At 40.9% G+C, this 22,098-nt stretch carries 19 protein-coding genes and 1 tRNA gene; 12 read left to right on the top strand and 8 right to left on the bottom strand.

Annotated elements, in window-relative coordinates; translation table 11 throughout:
• The first annotated feature begins 5 nt into the window (after positions 1-5).
• The 6 genes from PROCOU_RS09095 to PROCOU_RS09070 all read left to right on the top strand — a co-directional run bounded on the left by PROCOU_RS09095 (position 6) and on the right by PROCOU_RS09070 (position 7,626).
• Positions 6-1,730, top strand: coding sequence for an ABC transporter ATP-binding protein (locus PROCOU_RS09095; protein WP_036071658.1), 1,725 nt, complete (start codon positions 6-8; stop codon positions 1,728-1,730).
• 44 nt (positions 1,731-1,774) lie between these two features.
• Positions 1,775-3,556 (top strand): ABC transporter ATP-binding protein, encoded by a 1,782-nt coding sequence (locus PROCOU_RS09090; RefSeq protein ID WP_133619908.1) that lies wholly within the window; start codon positions 1,775-1,777, stop codon positions 3,554-3,556.
• 251 nt (positions 3,557-3,807) lie between these two features.
• Entirely contained in the window at positions 3,808-4,341 is a 534-nt protein-coding gene (locus tag PROCOU_RS09085) for an AAA family ATPase (protein WP_036071654.1), read from the top strand.
• 73 nt (positions 4,342-4,414) lie between these two features.
• Positions 4,415-5,098: a L,D-transpeptidase family protein gene (locus PROCOU_RS09080; protein WP_077913392.1), complete on the top strand. Its 684-nt coding sequence runs from the start codon at positions 4,415-4,417 to the stop codon at positions 5,096-5,098.
• A gap of 140 nt (positions 5,099-5,238) precedes the next feature.
• Positions 5,239-6,867, top strand: coding sequence for a M6 family metalloprotease domain-containing protein (locus PROCOU_RS16585; protein WP_051994311.1), 1,629 nt, complete (start codon positions 5,239-5,241; stop codon positions 6,865-6,867).
• A 111-nt stretch (positions 6,868-6,978) separates the two neighbouring features.
• Complete coding sequence (locus tag PROCOU_RS09070) at positions 6,979-7,626, top strand: MarR family winged helix-turn-helix transcriptional regulator (RefSeq protein ID WP_051994310.1); 648 nt, start codon at positions 6,979-6,981, stop codon at positions 7,624-7,626.
• Positions 7,627-7,689: 63 nt separating this feature from the next.
• Here PROCOU_RS09070 and PROCOU_RS09065 read toward each other — a convergent pair whose 3' ends face one another.
• The 3 genes from PROCOU_RS09065 to PROCOU_RS09055 all read right to left on the bottom strand — a co-directional run bounded on the left by PROCOU_RS09065 (position 7,690) and on the right by PROCOU_RS09055 (position 9,670).
• On the bottom strand, positions 7,690-8,055 hold the full coding sequence (locus PROCOU_RS09065) for a hypothetical protein (RefSeq protein ID WP_036071651.1): 366 nt from the start codon (positions 8,053-8,055) through the stop codon (positions 7,690-7,692).
• Between the two features lie 377 nt (positions 8,056-8,432).
• The gene (floA, locus tag PROCOU_RS09060) at positions 8,433-9,368 is read right to left on the bottom strand and encodes a flotillin-like protein FloA (protein WP_036071649.1); all 936 of its coding nucleotides are present in this window, start codon (positions 9,366-9,368) and stop codon (positions 8,433-8,435) included.
• Complete coding sequence (locus PROCOU_RS09055; RefSeq protein WP_036071647.1) at positions 9,365-9,670, bottom strand: NfeD family protein; 306 nt, start codon at positions 9,668-9,670, stop codon at positions 9,365-9,367. Before PROCOU_RS09055 ends, floA begins: the two co-directional genes overlap by 4 nt.
• Before the next feature lie 168 nt (positions 9,671-9,838).
• Here PROCOU_RS09055 and PROCOU_RS09050 point away from each other — a divergent pair, with 168 nt between their 5' ends.
• Together PROCOU_RS09050 and PROCOU_RS09045 are read left to right on the top strand one after the other, a co-directional pair.
• Entirely contained in the window at positions 9,839-10,171 is a 333-nt protein-coding gene (locus PROCOU_RS09050) for a MerR family transcriptional regulator (protein ID WP_036071645.1), read from the top strand.
• A 3-nt stretch (positions 10,172-10,174) separates the two neighbouring features.
• Positions 10,175-10,639, top strand: a complete 465-nt coding sequence (locus PROCOU_RS09045) for an SRPBCC family protein (protein WP_036071643.1) — start codon at positions 10,175-10,177, stop codon at positions 10,637-10,639.
• A 58-nt stretch (positions 10,640-10,697) separates the two neighbouring features.
• On the opposite strand, the gene PROCOU_RS09040 is transcribed toward PROCOU_RS09045, so the two are convergent.
• On the bottom strand, positions 10,698-11,324 hold the full coding sequence (locus PROCOU_RS09040; RefSeq protein WP_036071641.1) for an FMN-dependent NADH-azoreductase: 627 nt from the start codon (positions 11,322-11,324) through the stop codon (positions 10,698-10,700).
• A gap of 166 nt (positions 11,325-11,490) precedes the next feature.
• On the opposite strand from PROCOU_RS09040, the gene PROCOU_RS09035 reads away from it, so the two are divergent.
• From PROCOU_RS09035 to PROCOU_RS09025, 3 genes are all read left to right on the top strand, one after another.
• Positions 11,491-12,045, top strand: coding sequence for a GNAT family N-acetyltransferase (locus PROCOU_RS09035; protein ID WP_036071639.1), 555 nt, complete (start codon positions 11,491-11,493; stop codon positions 12,043-12,045).
• A complete protein-coding gene (locus PROCOU_RS09030) occupies positions 12,032-12,664 on the top strand; it encodes a GNAT family N-acetyltransferase (protein WP_077913390.1) in 633 nt (210 codons plus the stop codon). Before PROCOU_RS09035 ends, PROCOU_RS09030 begins: the two co-directional genes overlap by 14 nt.
• A gap of 110 nt (positions 12,665-12,774) precedes the next feature.
• Positions 12,775-12,864, top strand: a tRNA-Ser gene (locus PROCOU_RS09025).
• 341 nt (positions 12,865-13,205) lie between these two features.
• Here PROCOU_RS09025 and PROCOU_RS09020 read toward each other — a convergent pair.
• Together PROCOU_RS09020 and PROCOU_RS09015 are read right to left on the bottom strand one after the other, a co-directional pair.
• Positions 13,206-15,380: an immunoglobulin-like domain-containing protein gene (locus tag PROCOU_RS09020; RefSeq protein WP_036071635.1), complete on the bottom strand. Its 2,175-nt coding sequence runs from the start codon at positions 15,378-15,380 to the stop codon at positions 13,206-13,208.
• Positions 15,381-16,430: 1,050 nt separating this feature from the next.
• Positions 16,431-17,249, bottom strand: coding sequence for a LysR family transcriptional regulator (locus PROCOU_RS09015; protein ID WP_036071632.1), 819 nt, complete (start codon positions 17,247-17,249; stop codon positions 16,431-16,433).
• 66 nt (positions 17,250-17,315) lie between these two features.
• On the opposite strand from PROCOU_RS09015, the gene PROCOU_RS09010 reads away from it, so the two are divergent.
• Positions 17,316-18,314 (top strand): YeiH family protein, encoded by a 999-nt coding sequence (locus PROCOU_RS09010; protein ID WP_036071627.1) that lies wholly within the window; start codon positions 17,316-17,318, stop codon positions 18,312-18,314.
• A gap of 181 nt (positions 18,315-18,495) precedes the next feature.
• On the opposite strand, the gene PROCOU_RS09005 is transcribed toward PROCOU_RS09010, so the two are convergent.
• Positions 18,496-20,268, bottom strand: coding sequence for an ABC transporter ATP-binding protein (locus PROCOU_RS09005; RefSeq protein WP_036071624.1), 1,773 nt, complete (start codon positions 20,266-20,268; stop codon positions 18,496-18,498).
• The gene (locus PROCOU_RS09000) at positions 20,268-21,989 is read right to left on the bottom strand and encodes an ABC transporter ATP-binding protein (RefSeq protein ID WP_036071621.1); all 1,722 of its coding nucleotides are present in this window, start codon (positions 21,987-21,989) and stop codon (positions 20,268-20,270) included. The genes PROCOU_RS09005 and PROCOU_RS09000 overlap by 1 nt, the downstream gene beginning before the upstream one ends.
• Between the last annotated feature and the right edge of the window lie 109 nt (positions 21,990-22,098).

Raw genomic sequence — 22,098 nt, 5'->3', positions numbered from 1 at the left:
ACGTTATGATGAAATTAGTAAAGCGAATGGGTGCCTACAAATGGGGCATTGTACTAGTTTTAGTGTTAACATTCCTGCAAGTTCTAGGACAGTTGTACTTGCCTACTCTGATGGCAGATATTATTGACAATGGTGTTGCAAAAGGTGACACGACCTACATATGGAAAGTAGGATTGCAGATGTTGGGTATTTCTGCTTTGTCAGGAGGTCTTTCTGTCATTATTGTATACTATGCATCCAAGATATCGATGGGATTTGGGCGCGATTTAAGGGACAACATTTTTGGTCGGGTAGAGAATTTTTCGTTGCAGGAATTTGATAAAGTTGGTACAGCATCTTTGATTACGCGTTCAACAAATGATGTGGTACAAATTCAAAATGTGTTGTATATGATGCTACGAATGATGGTGATGGCACCGATTATGTTAATTGGTGGTGTGATTATGGCAGTTGGTAAAGACGCCAAACTGTCGCTTATTTTTGTGATTGTATTGCCTATTTTACTCGTAATGGTCGTATTCATCGGCGGGAAGGCGATGCCGATGTTTAAATCATTACAAAAGAAAATGGATAAACTGAATCAAGTCATCCGGGAAGGCCTGACAGGAATTCGAGTGATTCGTGCGTTTAATCGTGGTGATGATGAGTTGAAGAAATTCGATGTGTCTAATGAAGATTACGCAAAAACGGCGGTTGGTGTTAATAGACTGCTTTCTCTGATGAGTCCTTTGATGATGTTAATTATGAACTTAACGACCATTGCAATTATTTGGATTGGGGCGAAATTTGTCGGTGATGGTAGCATGCAAGTCGGTGATTTAATGGCGTTTATTCAATATGCAACGCAAATTATGATTGCTTTCATGATGGTCTCAGCTGTATTTATCATGATTCCACGTGCGGCGGCCTCTGCAGAACGCATTAACGAAGTGTTGGAAATGGATACGGAAATTCATGACACGAAGGATGCAAAAAATGCGATGTCTCCGGTCTCATTAGAATTTGATAATGTGTCATTCCGCTACACCGGTGCTGAAAAGCCGGTGATTGAAGGCATTTCTTTTAAGGCGAATGCTGGGGAGACGATTGCGATTATTGGTAGTACGGGTGCTGGGAAGTCGACGATTATTAATATGATTCCGCGTTTTTATGACGTGGCAGAAGGTGCAGTACGCGTGAATGGTCTGGACGTCAGGGAGATGGCGCAGGAAGATTTACGGATGAAAATTGGCTTAGTTCCTCAAAAAGCGATGTTGTTTACTGGTGACATTGAGCAAAATATGCGCTATGGGAATGAAACGGCGACTGATGACGAAATTTGGTCGGGTTTACGGACGGCACAAGCGGAGGACTTTGTTTCGAAACTATCGGAGGGCTTAAATAGCCGTGTTGAACAGGGCGGAAATAATTTTTCGGGTGGTCAGAAACAGCGTTTGGCGATTGCACGTGCGTTGATTCGGAAACCACAGATTTATATTTTTGATGATAGCTTTTCAGCACTTGATTTTAAAACGGACTCGTTATTGCGTGCGGCTTTAAAACCGGAAACGCGCGAGTCGATAACAATTATTGTGGCGCAAAGGATTACATCAGTTATTGATTCGGATCAGATTATTGTGGTCAATGAAGGTAAAGTTGCTGGAATTGGAACGCATGAAGAATTAAAAGAGTCGAATACGATTTACCAAGAAATTATGAGATCACAACTGTCAGAGGAGGAGATAGCATGAGTCCAGGACCAGGATCAGGTGGACATGGTGGCGGAAGAACCGTGATGCCAACAGCCAAGCCTAAAGATTTTAAAAAGTCTTTGTTCCGCTTATTAGGATATATGAGACCACGGACTATCTCGCTTATTACAGTGCTTTTACTCGCTATATTGTCAACGATTTTTAATGTTATTAGTCCAAAAGAACTTGGAAAAGCGACGACGGAAATATTTGCAGGTGTTATGTCGCCAGCTGGGATTAATTACGATAAGATTTTTGATGTACTGTTTATTGTATTATTGCTTTATCTAGGTAGTTCGTTATTTAGTTTTTTACAACAATATGTAATGTCGAGTGTGGCACAACGTACGGTGTATGATATGCGTAAAGAATTAAAGGCCAAACTGAGCCGTTTACCACTTCGTTACTTTGATACACGCTCTAATGGTGATATCTTGAGCCGATCTGTGAATGACATGGACAATATTGCAAACACGTTGCAACAGGCTTTAACACAGGCGATTACGGCGATTGTGCAAATTGTCGGTGTTCTGATTATGATGTTGACGATTAGTTGGCAGATGACGTTGATTGTTGTCGCGACGGTTCCACTTAGTATTTTGCTCGTGGCAATTGTAGCTAGCCGTTCGCAAAAATATTTTGGAGCACAACAAAAAAATCTAGGTGTGCTAAACGATCATGTAGAGGAAACGTTTGGTGGGCATACGGTTATCAAAGCATTTGGGCAAGAGAAGAAGACGCTGGCGAAGTTTGATGTGGTAAATAATGATTATTATGTTGCTGCAAAAAAGGCGCAATTTATCTCAGGTATCATGATGCCCCTCATGCAGTTTGTAGGTAATATTGGTTACGTAGCAGTCTGCATCGGTGGTGGTATTTTTGTAACGAATGGAATGCTAACAGTTGGTAATATCCAAGCATTTACACAATACGTGCAGTTGTTCTCGCAACCTATTTCTAGTGTGGCGAACATCTCAAATATCATTCAATCTACGATGGCTTCGGCTGAGCGTATTTTTGAAGTGTTGGATGAGGAAGAGGAAACAGATACTATTCCGGAAAATGTGGAGCATCGTGCGGGAGAATCGGATCGAATTGTTTTCGATCATGTGAAATTTGGTTATACGCCAGATAAAACGCTGATGCATGACTTGAATATTGATGTGAAGGAAGGACAAATGGTAGCGATTGTTGGCCCGACTGGTGCGGGTAAAACGACGATTATCAATTTGTTGATGCGCTTTTACGATGTTGAGGCTGGAGGAATTCGTCTTGGTGGTATTGATACGCGTGATATGACGAAAAACGATGTGCGCGCGAAATTCGGCATGGTATTGCAGGATACGTGGTTATTTAACGGGACGATTGCGGAGAATATTGCGTATGGACGAGATAATGTAACGACAGAAGAAGTTGTTGCTGCTGCTGAAGCGGCGTATGCAGATGAATTCATTAGACGTTTGCCGGACGGTTATGATACTATTCTTAACGAAGAGGGCTCGAATATTTCGCAAGGACAAAAACAATTGTTAACGATTGCGCGTGCGATTCTTTCTGATCCTAGCATCTTGATTTTGGATGAGGCAACATCAAGCGTTGATACGCGAACAGAACTGAACATCCAATTGGCAATGGGGAACTTGATGGAAGGGCGGACAAGTTTTGTTATTGCGCATCGATTGTCGACGATTCGTGATGCGGACTTGATTCTTGTTATGAACCATGGGAATGTGATTGAACAAGGAACGCATAAGGAATTGCTTGATGAGAATGGTTTCTATGCGGATCTTTATAATAGTCAGTTCGCAAATGACCAAGCTGTTTAGTCGCTCAGCTTGACGACAAGCGCTAAATGCTGGGGTTGTGCGAAGTAAGGCGTTACAGAGATTCAACATTCAGATGAATAAAGTAAGCCTGTAGCATCTAAGCATTTGTTGTCCTACTGAGGCGTGATGGTGACTTCATTACTGCTGAATGTGCAAGGTTTATAAAACATTTAAGTACTACTGGCTTTGGCTGGTGGTGCTTTTTTGTGGTAGGATGGTGGGGAAGTTTCTTTTATGAGGGGGATAGGTGGATGGTGAGAATTCATGTGATGGGGGCATCGGGTGCTGGCACTTCAACGCTCGGTAGAGCGCTTGCAAATAGGCTTGGCGTGCCTTTTTTTGATACGGATAATTATTATTGGGAAGAGAAATACAATATTAAAAGGGTAATAGAGAAGCGATTGGAGATGATGGAGCAGGATTTTGCGGGACATCAAGATTGGATTCTGTCGGGTGCGCTTTCTAACTGGGGGATGTCACTGGAACGGCTTTTTGATGTGGTGGTTTTTTTGGAGGTACCACGTGATGTGAGGTTAGAGAGATTGGTGAATCGGGAACGGGCGCGTTATGGTGATGCGATTTTGCCGGGAGGAAGTAGGCACGAGGCGCATTTGGAATTTGTTGCGTGGGCTTCGAGGTATGAAGGTGGTGGCCTCGATGTGCGGAGTAAGAAGCTACATGAAGCTTGGATTCAAAAATTAAATTGCCCAGTGTTGCGAGTTACTGGTGATATGACGGTTGATGAGGAAGTTACACAGATTTTGACAGTATTAAAATCCAAATAAGTTTTCACCCTTTATCATGTTTAGATATGAAAAAACAGTGGAACCCTATAAAGATAGTAGGGGGGATTTTGTTGTGAAAAAAAAAATGTTTTGTAGTATGGTTGTTATTTTTCTAGTGCTTGGGGTTATTTTTGCAGTTGGAAGTAAGGCAGATGCAGCGACGAATGATGCGCAACGTTTTAAAACAGTGGGGGCGAATAAGCAACTTATTTTAGTGACAACACCGGGCTATAAATCTAACAAGGCAACGATTCAGACGTTTGAGCGGGATAGTAAAGGCATTTGGCAACGTAAAGCATTGATGTACGGCTTTATTGGTAGAGATGGTTTTGCAACAACGATGCGGGAGACAGTGGTTCAAAGTCCACGCGGGAAGTTCACGCTTGGAACGGCTTTTGGTCGTTATGCTAATCCTGGAACAAAGATGCCCTATCGCAAAACGACAACACGTGATGTTTGGGTGGATGATAGCAAGTCTAAACTTTACAATTCATGGCAAGTGCTCCCGGCCAACAATCGCTGGAAGTCTGCGGAAAAATTATATCAACCGGCTTACAATTATGCGTTCGTCATTAATTATAATCCACTTAGAAAACCTGGTTGGGGCTCAGCAATCTTTTTCCATGTATCTAGTAGCTACACGATGGGATGCACGGGAACTAGTCAAGCAAATGTAGTTAAAATTTTAAAATGGCTAGATCCTAAGAAAAAACCAGTGATTATTCAATCGCCAAGAACGGAATTGAGTAGATATTAAGTGCAGCAAGACCAAGTCCTTCGAATTCGGAGGGCTTTTTTATTGCTCATCTATGCGCATCGTTTAATCTTTTTTAAATTCGGGTATTAATTACCAATCATGAAACGGCGAATGTAGCCGAATTAAAGGAGGAACAAATCATGCGGCCTATTCTGAAATGGATGGTGCTGATAGTCATGATGGTTCTATCGATATGTGTCGTAACGATAGCACAGACAAGTTCCACAGACTCCTTACGAGAAGCAAATGCACAAACAACTCCCGTTACGGTAAGTAAATATCCGAGTGCATCATCTCTACCAGCGCAAACACCAACGACGGTGATTCCAAAAGTGAGCGCTATGCCTGCTGTAAACCGCGTGCTAGTTATTCTAGTGAGTTTCAAAGACGTGGCAATTAAACAGAGCGAAGCGAGCTGGAATCAGAAAGTTTTTAGTACGACGAGTAAATCAGTACGGCTTTATTATACACAGGCGACGAATGCCAAAATTAACCTCGTTCCGGCCAATGAAACGTCAGGAATCGCAAATAATGGTATAGTACGGGTTAAATTGAATCGTAATCACCCACGGACTGGCACGGCGATTGATACACGTAATCAGTATATAGTTCGGGATGCACTAATTGCAGCGAACGGTTTTGTTAATTTTGCACAGTATGATACGAATAAAAATGGCCGTATAGATGCGAGTGAGCTTCATGTGATGACGATTGTAGCAGGTCAGGAACGAGCATACACAAACACAGCGGTCTCAGTTTGGGGGCATATGTGGGGAATGAACGCGAATATCACACCAAAACTAGATGGTAAAACGTTTTTCACATATACTCAATTTGGTGAAATGCACGGTACACATATGGCAACAATTGGTGTGATTGCACACGAACTTGGACATGACCTTGGTTTGATGGATTTATACAATACAAACGGTTCAGGGAGTGGCCTTGGAACTTACAGCTTAATGGCAAAAGGTGCTTGGGGAAAGCAATCTGGTGACAGTTATCCAGGTCAAACACCAATTCTTCTAGACGCCTATTCTAAGGTGAGAATTGGTGCTGTGACACCGCGTGTCGTTAGTACAACGACATCTTCCACCCAAACGGTTTACGCAGGAACGACAATTTTGCGAATTAATACAAGTTCTCCGAGAGAGTACTTTTTAATAGAGAATCGGCAATTTATAGGCTTTGACCGTGCGCTAATCGGCAAAGTGTACAAAGGCGGTATAGCTATTTATCATGTGAATACAAATTATGGTGGCAATCAAACTGTAGGCAAACAAATGGTGACATTGAAGGAGGCGAATCAAGGCATTATTGGTTACTCCCAGTTGAATAGCGGTAGCACTGCCATGTCTGATGCGCTTTACTACGTCGGCACGGGATCTAGAGGCAAAGCACAACAAATCTATTTGAATAATCGCACAAATCCATCGAATCGTCTTAGTAATGGAGCCTATCCGAATTTTTCTTTCAAAGTAAACTCTAAGCCGGGTAACGTAATGTCTGTCAGAATTGGTCCAGCCTACCCAGTAACAGCAATCACGCTAAATCGAAGTGGTGTCTACATCAAAAAGAACACGGCTTTCCAAATGCGGGTCACTATAGCACCGACTAATGCTTCGAATAAAGGAATTGCTTGGACAAGCTCGAATACTAAAATTGCGACAGTGGATACTAAGGGAAAAATAACTGGTAAAGTAGTTGGGACAGCGATTATCACAGCGCGGTCATTAGACGGTTCTAAAAAAAGATACCGTGCTCATTAAGGTAACGAATTAAATCAACTTGACATATTTGAAAGGTACCTTTATAATGATAAATGAAGGTACCTTTCAAATATGTCTAATGACAAAAACGAACTAATGGAGGAATTACACATGAGCGAAACAGAAAACAATTTGATGAAACAATTTATCCAATTTAATCGGATGTTGCATCAGTATCAAAGCCTTAAATTACATGGTGCTGGACCTTTGGGAAATCCTTATCGCGGTCAAGGACGAGTATTAGCCCTTTTAAAAATGAAACCTGAAATCACACAAAAAGAATTGGCATACTTGCTCGATATGCGAAACCAGTCTTTAGGTGAGCTGTTGGCAAAGCTGGAAAAAAATAAATACATTACGCGTGAACCATCTGAGGAAGATCGTCGTGTGATGAATGTTAAATTGACAGAGGCCGGTGCGAAAGCAGTAGAGCAGAGCAAGGATAATCAGACCGATTACAATAAAATTTTCGATGTGCTAGATGATGAAGAAAAGGCGAATCTGCACGATTATCTACACAGGATTACAGACGAGCTTGGAAAGGCGTTAGGTGATATGAGTGAGGACGAAGGCTTTGAAGATACCCGCTTGCAAGGACGTGGCAGATTCCCTGGCTTTGGCGGAGGTAGACCAAGCGGTAGGGGCCACGGTCCAGGACACAGAGGTCACCATTGCGATCCAAGATTTTCCCACGGTAGACACCCAGATTTTGGTGCCATGCGCAATGTAGATTATTTTGGACATGAAGATTATAGATAAGCCTTTTTAGGCAAAGAAAAACCAGTAAATGCGTGAGATACATACCGCTTTACTGGTTTCTTTTTATTTTGGCGGCCTCATAGAAACCGGCTTATCTAGAATTTCTTTCATAATGATTGCTTCCTGCATTTTTCCACGGACACGTTTTTTTGTAGCCATATGGCGATGATGCATACGCGTCACATTAGGATCAGCATTTGAGATTGCATCTTTAATCAGTGTATCTTTGTAGCCCGATGTTTGAGGCTTTTTAGCAGGTGATTTTTTAGATGTAGATCGTTGTTTTGGCACATTTGGAAGGTTAGATTTCTCGTCCTTCTCTTTTTCTGTCTCCGCTTTTTTAAAGTAGCTGATGAGCCCAAAAAGAATACCAATGATAACGATTGCAGTACCGAACCAATCACCAATATTAGCAAAAATACTATCCATTTTCGTTACACCTTCTTTCTGAAACGATATAAGCAAGAATAAAAGAGGTACAGACTCAATATACATGAGAGCAAAGCGAGCATGTAATCCACCAGTGACTGTTCGACTAAAAGGAGTTACAGACTCAATATGGATAAGAACGAAGTGAGAATCCCATCATCTGAACCGACGATGCCACCAAACTTATTTATCTTCTCTGGCAATCGCTTTCCGCATTGTTGGGACTGTTCGACTAAAAAGAGTTACAGTCCCAATATACATGTGAGTGTAACGAGCATGTAATCCTTCACGACTGTTCGGCTAAAAGGAGTTACAGACTCAATATGGATAGGAACGAAGTGAGAATCCCATCATCTGAACCGACGATGCCACCGAACTTATTTATCCTCCTTCGCAATCGCTTCCCGCATCGTCGTATCCGCCTGAACATTATCCATTCTGTAAATATCCATCGCACCTAGATTTCCTTTTTCGAGCGCTTTTGCAAGTGCTCTTGGAACTTCGGCTTCTGCTGCAACTACGACAGCGCGATTTTCTTGTTCTAGGGCAATCGCTTCTGCTTTACGTTTAGAAGCTGCGGCTTGTGCTACTTCCATATCTGCATTGGCTTTTTCGATATCTAGTTTGGCCTTGATATTGTCACCAATACGCATTTCTGCGATATCAATAGATAGAATCGTATAAGCTGTACCATCTCCCAGACCTTGTTCTTGGACTTTTTTCGAGATACTATTTGGGTTTTCAAGAACATCGGTATGTTCACGAGTTTCACCGACCGTAGAGACTACGGCCTCACCGACACGCGCAATGACGGTATCTTCACCTGCACCACCGACAATGCGATCGATATTGGATTGTACGGTAATTTGTGTGATAACTTTTACTTCGACACCATTTTGAGCAACACCGGTAAATTCAGGTGTACGAATGACTTTGGGTGTAACAGAGGTTTGAACGGCTTCTAAAACATCACGTCCAGCAAGATCAATCGCAGCGGCGCGACTAAAATCAAGTGCGATATTGGCGCGGTGTGCAGCGATAAGTGCGTCAACGGTTTGGTCGACGTCACCACCGGCTAGGTAATGACTTTCCAGTTGGTTAACTTCTAGCTCAAGTCCTGCTTTTACGGCTTTAATCAGTGGCTTGACAACGCGGGAAGGAGTAACACGGCGTAAGCGCATCCCAACAAGTGTCCCAAGTCCAACACGAACTTGTGCGGAAATGGCGCTAATCCATAAGCCCACCGGTACCAATGTGAAAAATATAATCAAAAATACGAGTACTAAAACTGCAATAATAATTGTTCCAATCATGAATTATCTTCCTCTCTTTTTAGGTCTTCGTTTACTAATACATAGCCAATATCAATACCGACAACGACGATAGGGGTTCCTATATCTAAATAGCCATCTTTGAGCCTGGCATCATACCATTCACCATCAATGATTACTCTACCAATCGGTTTCAAAGTTGTACCAGCTGTGCCCTGTTTGCCCATAACCTTGTCTCGTAGCGCTTTCATTCGCTCGATTTCACTATCCGCTAAAAAACCACGATGTACAAGTCCCCAAGATTCACCGTATACAAGATCATCTTCTGTATATTCTCGCGACATTATGCTCACCGTCCTCCATGGTTTTATTGTGTACTCTTCTAGTATAACCTATTTTTCATTAGGTGTGGTAGAGAATGTGGAAATAGTATGAATTTTTTTTTACGAAAGTTCGTTATTGACACTGTGGTGCGCTCCGTGGTTTATACTGGATGATGAGGAGGGGGGAATATGTACCGAATTGGAGAGTTTTCAGAGATGACAGGGCTTACGAAGGAGACTTTGCGATACTATGCGCAGATAGAGTTGTTACAACCTGTTTTTGTGGAGCCTCGTAATAAATATAGTTATTATGATAACAACTCGTTTTTAGTGGCGAGATTGCTCGTTTATTTACGCCGATTCGATTTTTCGATTCAGGAGATGTTGATGGTGGTGCATGATCGATCATTGGATGAGCTCGAAGAAATTTTGAAGGAGAAAAAGGTGGCTTTACGTCAGCGGATTGCGGATACGGAAGCGATTATTATGGAAATTGATACATTTTTGGAAATGGAGGAATGAGTAATGAGTACGGTGACGTGGCATGAAGAAATGGTGATTAAGGCGAATATTGAGGTGATTTGGAATTTATTTGAACCTGAGAATCTTCAGCGAGTGATGCCTCAGGTGGTTGAGCATAAAGCGATTGAGATGAAAGAGGGCGTTGTCGGCTCGACATACCAGCAGAAATATCAGGAAGGAAAGCGTGTTGAGACGTATATTGTGGAAGATTTAGAACATGAGGATACGCCAGAACGTAAGCATAATACGAGCGGATTTTTGCTAGCAAAGGCGTTTAAGATTGAAACATCGATTACACTTGAAAAAATAGATGAGAACTCGACGCGTTTTATTTATTATGGCTCGAATCAAGGTGTTAATTTTCTTGGAAAAGTGTTGATGAAACTCAGTGGATCGAAGAATAATGATAAGGTTGTAGAGGATTTTATGAAACGTGTAGAGTCTGAAGCTTTGAAAGATACAAAATAAAGAATCTCGCTACTTTTTGATGGGTGCCCATCAGGGTAGCGAGACTTTTTACAGTATATTAGAATGTGTTAGCCAGATTTGCTGCTTTTTCTACACCTGCTGCAATTAAATCTTGTGCTTGATCCGCCACTGCATGGTGACCTTCAACGACAACGGTCTGTGGATTTGTGATACCGAAGTGAGTCAAGATATTTTTCACGTAGTTAAGAGACATTTCCCAGTTTGCCATTGGACCATCGGAGTATATGCCACCGCGTGCGTTCAACAGTACAACCTCTTTATTAGTTACTAGACCAACTGGACCTTCTGCAGTGTATTTGAAAGTTTTACCAGCTTGATTTAGGTAGAATAGGTAAGTTAGGAATTGCGCTGGGATGCTGAAGTTCCACAATGGAAAGGCCATCACAACTTTGTCTGCTGCTAAAAATTGTTCTAGGTAACCATTTGCAACTTTTGCTAAACGTGCTTCGTCTTCTGTTAGCGTTTCTCCGATAGACTCTTTGTAAAGCCCACTCATCATTGTTGCGTCGTAGTAAGGTAAATCTGCTTGGAATAAGTCAAGTTCTGTGATTGTATCGCTAGGATTGCTTGCTGTGTAATTTTTTAAGAATTCTTCGTATAACTTCACACTCACGGAACGCTCCGCTGGTAAACCGTTTGCTTTAATAAATAATACATTTGCCATGTTATAAATTCCTCCAATATGTTTTGATTACTTTTACAGTGTATAATATTGCAATCTATACTTCAAGTAATATGCTTACAAAAAATTAGTTTGTTGTAAAAAGTAAGCTAAAACGTTTACCTGAACATTTTGGCGCAGTTTATGCTAAAATAAAGGGGAAGTGGGGGTGATTGCAGTGGAATTAAGGGAAATTAAAGAGTCAGAAATTGGGAAAGTGAAGGAATTGCGTGATTATGCGTTTCGCGTCCCTGCATCTGGTGGTGAGGATGATTTTAATTACTGGGTACAAAATGCGAGGCGTCTTGGTTTGTTCTATGGCGAGCATTTACTAGCGCAAGTTTTAACATATCCACTCAGCGTTTCGATTTTAGGAGAACGTTTTTCGATGGGGGGGATTGCTTATGTGGCAAGTTTCCCGGAATTTCGAAATGGCGGATTGATTACCCGCTTGATGACAGAATCATTGGTGAGAATGCGTGATGCTGGGCAATTAGTGTCTTATTTAAGTCCATTTTCGATTCCATTCTATAGAAGATTTGGATACGAAGTTTTCACAGAAAAAGTGGAGTTGGAAATTCCTAGCCATGCTCTGCCGGATATGGGAACTGTTCCTGGGCGTGTGATGAGACTTACTAGCAAAGATGGTACAGGGATTTCGGTCGTGCGGGAGCTCTACAATCGCTTGGCTTTAACGAAAAAAAAGCGGTATGATGATGCGTGACGATGCGTGGTGGTTGCGACTGGCGCGCCGTGGATATACGAAGGAAATTGCGGTTTACTGTGATATGAACGGTGTCACAATGGGTTACATGTTGTTCACGCTGGATGCTGAGGTATTCAAAGTGCACGAGATGGTTACGCTAAATTATGAAGCCGAAAAAGGATTGTGGCGTTTTATAGGGACGCATGGCATGATGGTAGATCGTGTTGTCGCCAAAAATGTAGGTTCGCTGCGTGATGTTTCACTTGCTTTTCCGTCACCGGATTTTCAGAAACGTGAGATTTTGGATTTTATGATGCGAATTGTGGATGTTGAGGCATTTTTAAGCAAATACAGATTTGAATGGACAGACAACGCGCTATATCTACAAGTGGAAGACGAGATTGCACCCTGGAATGAAGGCGTTTTTGAGATTCGAGGCAGTTTTGTGAAGCGAGTGGAGAGCACAAAGGAGCCTGTGCTGGCGATTACGATTCAAGCGCTGGGGCAGATGTTGATGGGCTTTGCGCGACCACGCGACCTTGTTCATTATGAAAAAGCGCAAGGTAGTGACATTACGGTTGAAGCTTGGGAAAAAGCGATTCCACATGTCCGGAGTGATTTTTATGACGCTTTCTAAGCAATGGAGAGAAAAAACTGGATTTTTTAAAAAAAAAATGCATTAGAATGTAACTTGTGATTGTTCAGGATAAAGCGTTTGACAAGTATTGGGACAAGCATCTGCATACTGGGGAAATACCCAAGTCCGGCTGAAGGGGACAGACTCGAAATCTGTTAGGCGGTTCCGGCCGCGCCGGGGTTCGAATCCCCGTTTCTCCGTTTTTAGGAAATGAAGGAAAGAGAGAAGGCACTGTAACGGTCGTTAGGTATGGTGTAAAGGAAGTTTGATAAGATTCTAAGACCATCCCAGTTTTTGGACATGGTCTTTTTCATCTCAAATATGATGAGATCAAGAGGAAGCTAATAAATGAGGATTGGAATGAAGCCACAAACAGAAGGGGAGATTGAAAATTCAAAAATATCTATGTGCTAGCGGTAAATTATAAGTGGGATTCCATAATTAGTAATGGTAAAAATTTTATTAAAAATTGAAGTATAAGACAGGATTCAGCGTCTAAAAAAACAGCAACCTCATGAAACTGGTTACTGTTTTTTTACGATTACTTACCTATTACTTCGATCACTTTTGTATCTAATACGTTTCCTTTTGCGTCTAATGCTTGGATGTTTACATTGTCATTGATAGATTTGATTTTGTCAAAAGCATAGAATTTGAATTCGCCGTCGGTGAATGTGCCACCTTTATATGTGGTTTCTCCTATGGTTACTTGTACGGATTTTACATCGCCTGTGTATGTTCCTGTGATGTTTTTATCTGTGCCCAATGTGAATGTGTTTATTTGTATTTTACCTTCGCTTGCTTTTACGGGTTCTATGAGTTTCACTGTTTTCGTATCAAGTACTTTACCTGCTTTATCGAAGGCTTGCATGGTGACTGTACTGTTGGCACTCGTGATTTTATCGAACGCATAGAACTTAAATTCACCATCTACAAAAGTACCACCTTTGTAGTTTACACCATCCACTGTGACAATGACATAGTGTACGTTATCTGTATACGTTCCTGTGATGTTTTTATCGCCTGGTACCAACATGTCGTTCACTGTAATGCTACCTTTTGTGATGACTGGTACGCTTGTGATAACGTTGAGAGTCTTCGTATCGAGTAGTCTGCCAACGGAATCGTAAGCATGAATTGTTACCGCGTCTGTTGCATTCTTGATTTTATCAAACGCGTAGAAGGTGAAGGTACCGTCAGCAACGGTTCCGCCTTTGTACACTTTATCGCCAACTGTTACGGTAATTCTCGCTACATCTTCGGTATACGTTCCTGTGATGTTTTTATCGGATGCCAAGTTGTACGTTGCTGGGGTAATTTTACCGGCTGTGACCAAGACAAATGCCACTTTTGTTCTTTCAAGTTCTTTGCCGTACTTATCGTAAGCAACGGCGAAGACGGTATCTGTTTTCTTGATGTTTTTATCGTTCGTATAGAAGGTGAAAGTACCATCTGTCTTGACTGCGCCACCTGTATATTCTTTGTCGTTCACAAGAAGAGAGATTTTCGCAACGCTACCTGTGAAGGTACCCGTGACATATTTGTCGCCACCGATAAGGAAGTCGGCTGGTGTGATGGTTCCGACTGTGCTTAAGCGCTCATTCAATAAGACTTGGGCACGATCTAGGTCTTTTTGTAGGTTGTTTTTACCGGCTGTATCTGTCACAGCATCGATAAGTTTTTGTGCGGCATCAATGGCTTCTTGATCCGTCGTATCTTTAATGGAATCACTAGCGGTGTCATTATTGGTGAATAGTTCTTTGACAGCGTCAGTAGCCACAGTTTGGCGTTCGTTTTCAGCTTGTATAGCTTCATTTTTGGCATCAAGAAGAGTTTGAGCGGCAGCGATGTATAGCTCTAATTCAGCTTTAACTGCTGGGTCTGTGACAGCGTCTACTAAATTTTTAGCAGCATCGATGGCTTCTTGATCCGTCGTATCTTTAATAGAATCACTAGTGGTGTCATTATTGGTAAATAGTTCTTTGACAGCGTCAGTAGCCGCAGTTTGGCGATTATTTTCGGCTTGTTGTTCGGCGTTAATAGTATCTAATTGTGCTTGTATGTCATTTAGTTTATCTTGAAGTTCGTTTTTTTGCGTGGAGTCAGGCAAGCTATCTATTAGAGATTTAGCGTTATCGATAGATGCTTGGCTTGTTTCCGGAAGGATTATACCTTGATCATCCATCAAATCTTTTACCGCGTTTTCTGCGTGGCGAGCATCCAGTTGTTTTTGAGCTTCATCTAATTGTTGTTGTAACTCGGCTCTTACGCTATCAGATATGACAGCATCCACTAAATCTTTTGCAACATCTATCGCGGATTGATTTGTATTGCTGTTTATAGCACCAAGAACTTCATTATCCATAAACAAGTTTGTAACAGCTTCACGCGCCTCTTGGTTAGCGGCTTCATCTATTTCTTTTACAGAATAATTACTCAATCCAGCAAAATGATAGCCTCCATTCGTGCTGAGGTTCATGTAGGACATTTCCGCAGAAATAACTGTTTTATCGGAAGTTGCTCTAAATTCAATAATTTCATCCTTACTTGTCAAGGTTTCAGCAGAGGTTCCAGCTAGGCTATATGAATTACTCTTGTATGTCACATTACTACCATATGTCGCCACTCTTGCATTCATTCCAATAAGACTGTCTTGTGGGCTTGTAGCAAAGGCGCCTAAATTATACAACTTCGTGTCATATTTAAACTGATACAACTTGCCAGGCTCCGTTTGAACTGTTGTTGCAATATACGTATAATTTTGCGCACTCTTTCCTAAGTCACGTGTTGAGAAACTAAACGGGTTTGATGCTGAAATAGCTGTATTTGAGTTGATATTTGTGCGTAGCCAACCGCTGTCATTCGTTAATGCCGGTGTTTTTCCGGGATCGGGCTCTGTGATTACACCTGATTCACTAATCTGATAATCTTTGAATTTGTTATCAACTGATGTGAGATTTTGGCTTATAAGATTTGCTCCGATTGGCGTATCAACGAAGCTTGCTGTTGGCTCAACGGCTATTGTGTTTGTATTCGCTTCAGCAGCTTCTGGTGATAATGTCTGAAAAGGTGTAACGAAGGTTGTTCCTACAATAGATGTTAATGCGAATGTAGTAAATATTTTTTTTGATGTTCAAATAAATAACCTCTTTCATATTTTTTGTTAAGAAACGTAGCTTATTAGTAGTATGTGGAATATACCGTGTTGCTTTAGTGCTATGAGGGGGACTCATATGGGAAAGTTTCTGTAGCGGGGAAAGCTAAAAAATGGCTGGGTATTCCGTATTTGAGGGCATAAGGATATGGCATTACCTGTCAGTTGGTATAATCACGGCGGGGATAATTTAGAAGGGCTATGAGCTACATACTTATTTTTAAGGATTTATTTGCCCTACGTCTTAGCTCTATGTTATCAAATTTTCTAGGAAAACTAGCATTTTCCAGTAAATTATTTGGTTGTGTCAATTTTTGAGACACTTTTTTCTCATATGATTGGACAGCCTAGTGATTGTAAGGGGAATTTTTAATTATGAAGGAATGGCATTCATTTGTTACACGGCGGGAATTCCTAAAACAAATAAAATAGAAGATTTTCCACCTGGTAGGGAGAAAACCTTCTGTATTTAATGGTAAATTTTCATCTTGCAGCTAAGATTCCATGAGAGGAGCATTTAAGAGGATTTTATTATTATTAATATTGCTGATGGAAAGTATCGGAAATATCTATTTCCCTTATTTGAAAAATATCTGTATACTACAAGTATAGTCAACTAAAGGTCGTGAGCAGTAATTCACGCAGCGCTATTTGTAGTGCATCTTCGGGAAATGCATTGTTCTGAATTTGAAAAAGCGGTCGTACAATCGGTGTTGGTGGATTTTGATAGGGTAAACCGTGGGTGCTTAAATTGGATAGCAGTGTTTTTCCGGTGCCTTGCTTTAATATACTTAAAATAGTTTCGTTGCTAGCTATCTCCATTTTTTGTGATGGAACGATGTTTTCTTGCTGAAAAAATTGATCGTTGTAGGCACGAATACCAGAACCTGCTTCACGTAACAGCCAAAGGTCACTTGTCATATTTCCAGCTAAAACAAGTGAGTCGTAGGCAAAAATCGTGCGTGTAATCATCGGTGCTACCATAGGAGATTCAACCAGCCCAACTTGGTATTCATGCGTTTCTACACGATTAAAAATAGCCGTTGAATTTGCTACGGCAACGATAAAATGATAGTTTGGAAATTGTTCTTGGAGTTTGGGGAGAATAAGTGGCAGTATATACACAGCAATTGTTTGTGAGGCGCCAATTTTATATGTTACTTGAGTGTTTCCTTGTAATTGTTGTATATCGTTTAAACTTGTTTCCCATAGTGAATCAAGTTGTTTGGCGCGAATATAGAGCAAGTCAGCACTTTCGGTTGGAATGATATGGTTGCGGCCATTGCGTATAAATAGTTTACTTCCGGTTGTTTCCTCTAATTTTTGAATATGTAGCGAGACAGTTGGTTGTGAAATAAAATTTTTTTCGGCAGCATGTGTAAAATTACGCTCTTCGTATACTGACATAAATGTTTGTAACCATTGAAACATAAGCGCTGGCCCCTTTTATACAATATTTCTTTTTATTATAACATGGATGTAGGAGATGGATAAAAAATGAGAATCAAATGGCAAGAAAAAGGATTTTGGATTGGTGTCATTGTGACGCTTGCTTGCTCGTTAGCAGGAAAATATTTAGCTCAACTTCCTGGTTTACAGCTCATCGGGGCGCTCGTTATTGCCTTGATATTAGGTATGCTTGTCCAAGCCAGCAGAGCAATCGTTGTCAGTGCGCAACCTGGGACGAGCTTTATATCCAATAAATTTTTGAGATTAGGGATTATTTTGTTAGGCTTTCGTTTAAATCTAAAAGCTTTGGCTGATTCAGGTGTGAAAACGATTATTTTCGCATGTGTTGTGGTTGCTTTTACCATCGTGACGGTTTATTTTCTTTGTAAATGGCTGAAAGTAGATAGTACACTGGGATTGCTAACAGCTTGTGGCTGTGGTATTTGTGGGGCAGCTGCAGTCATGGGTGTCTCACCACAGCTAAAAGCAAAGAATGATGATGCAGTGCTTGCTGTAGCGGTTGTTTGTATTTTAGGAACGGTATTTACATTGATTGAGGTTGCTCTTATGCCAGTATTAGGTATGACGCCTGTACAATTCGGTGTGATGACGGGTTCTTCTCTTCATGAGATTGCTCATTCGGTTGCGGCTGGGGGAGCAGGTGGGGTAGAAGCACTCGATGCGTCCATAATTATGAAATTATCTCGTGTATTGCTGTTAGCTCCGGTTGCTTTAATTGTAGGTATCATGGCACAGCGAAAAGCAAAGTCATCGACTGAAGAAAAAGCAAAATTACCAATTCCATGGTTTATGGCTGGATTTCTAATAACTAGCGCGATTGGTACGTATGTTGCTATGCCTGTTAGTCTGTTGAATGGATTTGTATCACTTGCGTATATTTGTCTGGGAATGGCCATGGCGGGACTTGGTATGAGTGTCAACTTTCAAGTTATCATTCGCCGCGGAGGTCGTGTCTTCTTGGCAGCTACGATTGGTTCGGTTGCATTACTTGGTTTATCCATTACGGTAAGCAAGCTGTTCTTTTAATATAACACTAGAGCAAAAGGTGTTGGGAATAACACCTAGATAAATCAGCAACAGCGTTTAGATGTTATCTTTTCTGACTTCCATAAAACGCCCTCGCTCTATTTGTATAAAACAAAATCGTCCACCCCAAAGTAAGTGGGGCGGACGATTTTGTTGTTTTTTCGATTCTTTAATGATTCTATTATTCAATAACGAATTGATTGTGATATAACTCGGAATAAAAGCCTTCTTCTTTGAGTAAGGATTCATGTGTTCCTTGTTCAATCACTTCTCCCTGATGTAGTACAACAATGTGATCGGCATCAAGAATTGTTTTTAAGCGATGGGCAATGACAAAACTAGTACGACCAGATATTACATTTTCCATTGCTTTTTGGATGCGACTCTCTGTTACGGTATCAACATTACTTGTCGCCTCATCTAGAATAAGTAAAGATGGGTTCGTAATAATTGTACGCGCGATACTAATCAATTGTTTTTGACCGACACTGAAAATGTTATTCTCGTCAGTGATTTCCGTTTCATAACCTTTTTCAAGTGTCATGATGAAGTCGTGAATATTGGCTTGTTTTGCTGCATCTGTAACTTCCGCATCCGTTGCCTCAGGTTTACCGAAGACAATATTGTCACGGATAGTGCCAGAGAAAAGAACAGAATCTTGAAGCACAATACCAACTTGTTTACGAAGCGAAGCAAGTTTGATATCACGAATATCGATATCATCAAAAAGAATCGCACCATTATCAACATTATAGAAACGGTTCAGCAAGTTCATAACAGTCGTTTTACCAGATCCAGTTGGACCAACAAGTGCGACCATTTTACCTTTTGCAACGTCAATCGAGACATTTTTAAGGACTGGTTTTTCAGGAGTATAGGCGAAGTCCACGTTTTGCAATTTCACGCTTTCATGAACGCCATCGATTGTTTTCAAATCTTTACGTTCAACTTCTTCTTCTTCGTCAAAAATTTCACTGACACGGCGAGCGCCAGTAATTGCTAATTGAAGCATGCTGTACTGAGATGAAATCTGTGTTAATGGCATGTAGAATTGTTGTGAATACTGTACAAACATAACGATTAAACCAAGTGCTGCGGCACGTTCGATGCTACCATCAAGCGCGAGGTAACCACCAAAGAAAATCACGACAGCTGTGTTGATTAAAGAAATACCTTGCATCATAGGGAAAAGTAAACCGGAGTAAACTTGACCTTTGAATGTAGCATCTTTAACAATATTGTTATGTTTTACAAAACCTTCAATTGTTTCTTCTTCTAAACCATTTGTAATAACGATCTTTTGACCAGAGATTTTCTCATCAATGTAACCATTTAGTTCACCGAGACGATCTTGTTGCATATCCACATATTTACGAGCTTTGCGGATAATTAATGCAGCAATGAAAATCGCAATTGGTGCCATTAGAAGCGTCACTGTAGCAAGCTTCGCGTTTTGTTGATACATCATGATAATAACACCAATCATGAGCGCTACATTGGACAAAACTTGTACGAGCGCTTGGTTTAGTGTGTTTGAGATGTTATCCAAGTCACTTGTAAAACGACTCAGCATTTCTCCATCTTTATGTCCGTCGAAGAAACGAATTGATAATTTTTCCATCTTGCGGAATAATCCGATACGCATCCGGTTCGTTGCGTTACCAGAAACACCGGCCATCAAGATTGTTTGGATAAATGTAGCTGCGGCAAGCAACAGATAAAATAAAATCAGCATCCAGATAATATGAACGAAATCTGTTTTATCATCTACCCCAGTTGTAAAGAGACGTTGCGCGTAGATAGCCAGTTCTTGAATAGCTTTTCCAATGTACTCAGGAGCTTTTACTTGTAAATAAGTAGCACCGATAATCGCGATAATAATAACGCTCAGTTGCCATTTATAAGCTTTTAAATAGTGCCAGAAAAAGCGGCAGATACGTTTAAATTCAGTCATTACGCGTCAACCTCCTTTCCCTTTTGTGTGTCATAGATTTCTCTGTAAACGTCACTTGTCTCGACTAATTCTTTATGTGTTCCAACGCCAACAAGTTCCCCAGCATCAAGAACGAGAATTTTGTCTGCATGAATAACAGATGAGATTTTTTGGGCAATAATGAATGTTGTTGTGTCGCCTAATTCATTGCTCAGCGCCTCTTTGACAAGCTTTTCACTGCGTGCATCTAAAGCACTTGTAGAGTCATCTAGAATCAGAATTTTTGGCTCGCCGATAATACCACGTGAGATGGAAAGGCGTTGTTTTTGACCACCAGAGAAGTTATTGCCACGTTCTACGATTGGTGCCTCATAAACATCAGCTTGACGTTCGATAAATTCCTTCGCCTGTGCAATACGTGTTGCTTTATCCATGTCCTCTGATGTTGCATCTTTTTTACCATGACGTAAGTTCTCAGCGATGGAGCCAGAGAAAAGAATCGCGCGTTGCAATACTAGCGAAACCGTATCACGTAACGTCTGCTTATTCACTTTCTTCAAGTCCGTTCCACCAATCAAAATTTCACCCTCGGTTGGGTCGTACAATCGTGGAATCAGTTGAGCTAAAGTCGATTTACCAGATCCTGTTGCACCAACGATTCCGACCATTTCCCCAGGCTTCGCTTCGAATGAGATGTTTTTTAGGGCTTTTGTTTCGTCCCCTTCATATTGGAAACTTACATCGCGGAACTCAACACTACCGACTAAATCTTGTTTTGGAGCATTTTCATCATACGTAATGTCAGGCTCTGTTTCTAAAACTTCGCCGATACGTTTTAGTGAAATCATCGCACGTGAGGCCATCATCATCATCATACCACCGATAATAATCGCCATCATAATTTGCATTAAGTAGTTCATGAAAGAAGCAATAGCTCCGATAACTTCGGGATTGTCTTTCACCAAATCACCAGCAAAGAAAATCGCTGCTACAACGGCCATATTTGAAACAAGCATAAACGCGGGAATCATAATGGAGAAAAGTTGTCCAACTACGATGGTGTGATGTGTTAACTTATCACTCGTCTTTGTAAAGCGTTCCAATTCGTTATCTTCTTGCACGAAGGATTTAACAACGCGCATTCCAGCTAAATTTTCCTTTGCAATCGCATTAACACGGTCAATAAAAGCTTGAATTTTGCCAAAATGTTTCCCCATACGTCCAAAAATCAAAAATACAATTAGGAAAACGAGCACAACGAGTACAATAATAATCCACCAAAGTTCTGGTAAGGTATACATCGCTAAAATAAAGCTCCCAATAAACATAATCGGAATTCGAGTAATGGATTGTAGGGACATCATCACTAAGTTTTGAACTTGCGTAATATCATTCGTTTGGCGAACAACTAGGTTTCCTGTAGAAAGTCTCTCGATATTGCTGAATGAGAATGTTTGAATTTTGCGGAAACTAGTTTCACGAATATCAGCTCCTACACCCTGTGCCACTTTTGCGGAGAGAATAGTGTTTAGGATACCTGCAATAAGTCCGACGAGCGCAATAACAATAAGTAAAATACCAATTCGCGTGATTTCGTCCATCTTATCGTTAATAATTGCTTCCAGTACTTGTTGTAATAATTTCGGCTGCCATAATTGTGAGATAACCATGACGACGATAAACAGAGTGGAGAGCGTGGTTTGAAGCTTGTATTTCTTCAAATGTTGAAATAAAACTTTCATTATATACCTCCTTGTATATGTGTTAAATACCAGCACGAACATATATTCTAAACTAATTTACCTTAATATGCAAGGAGAAAATGAAACTTTCTATTAGTAAATATGACTA

Origin of the sequence: Listeria rocourtiae FSL F6-920 (assembly GCF_000525975.1) — a bacterium.
Lineage (GTDB): Bacteria > Bacillota > Bacilli > Lactobacillales > Listeriaceae > Listeria_A > Listeria_A rocourtiae.
The sequence above is the reverse complement of the archived record's forward strand: the minus strand, read 5'-3'. Positions and strand labels throughout refer to the sequence as shown.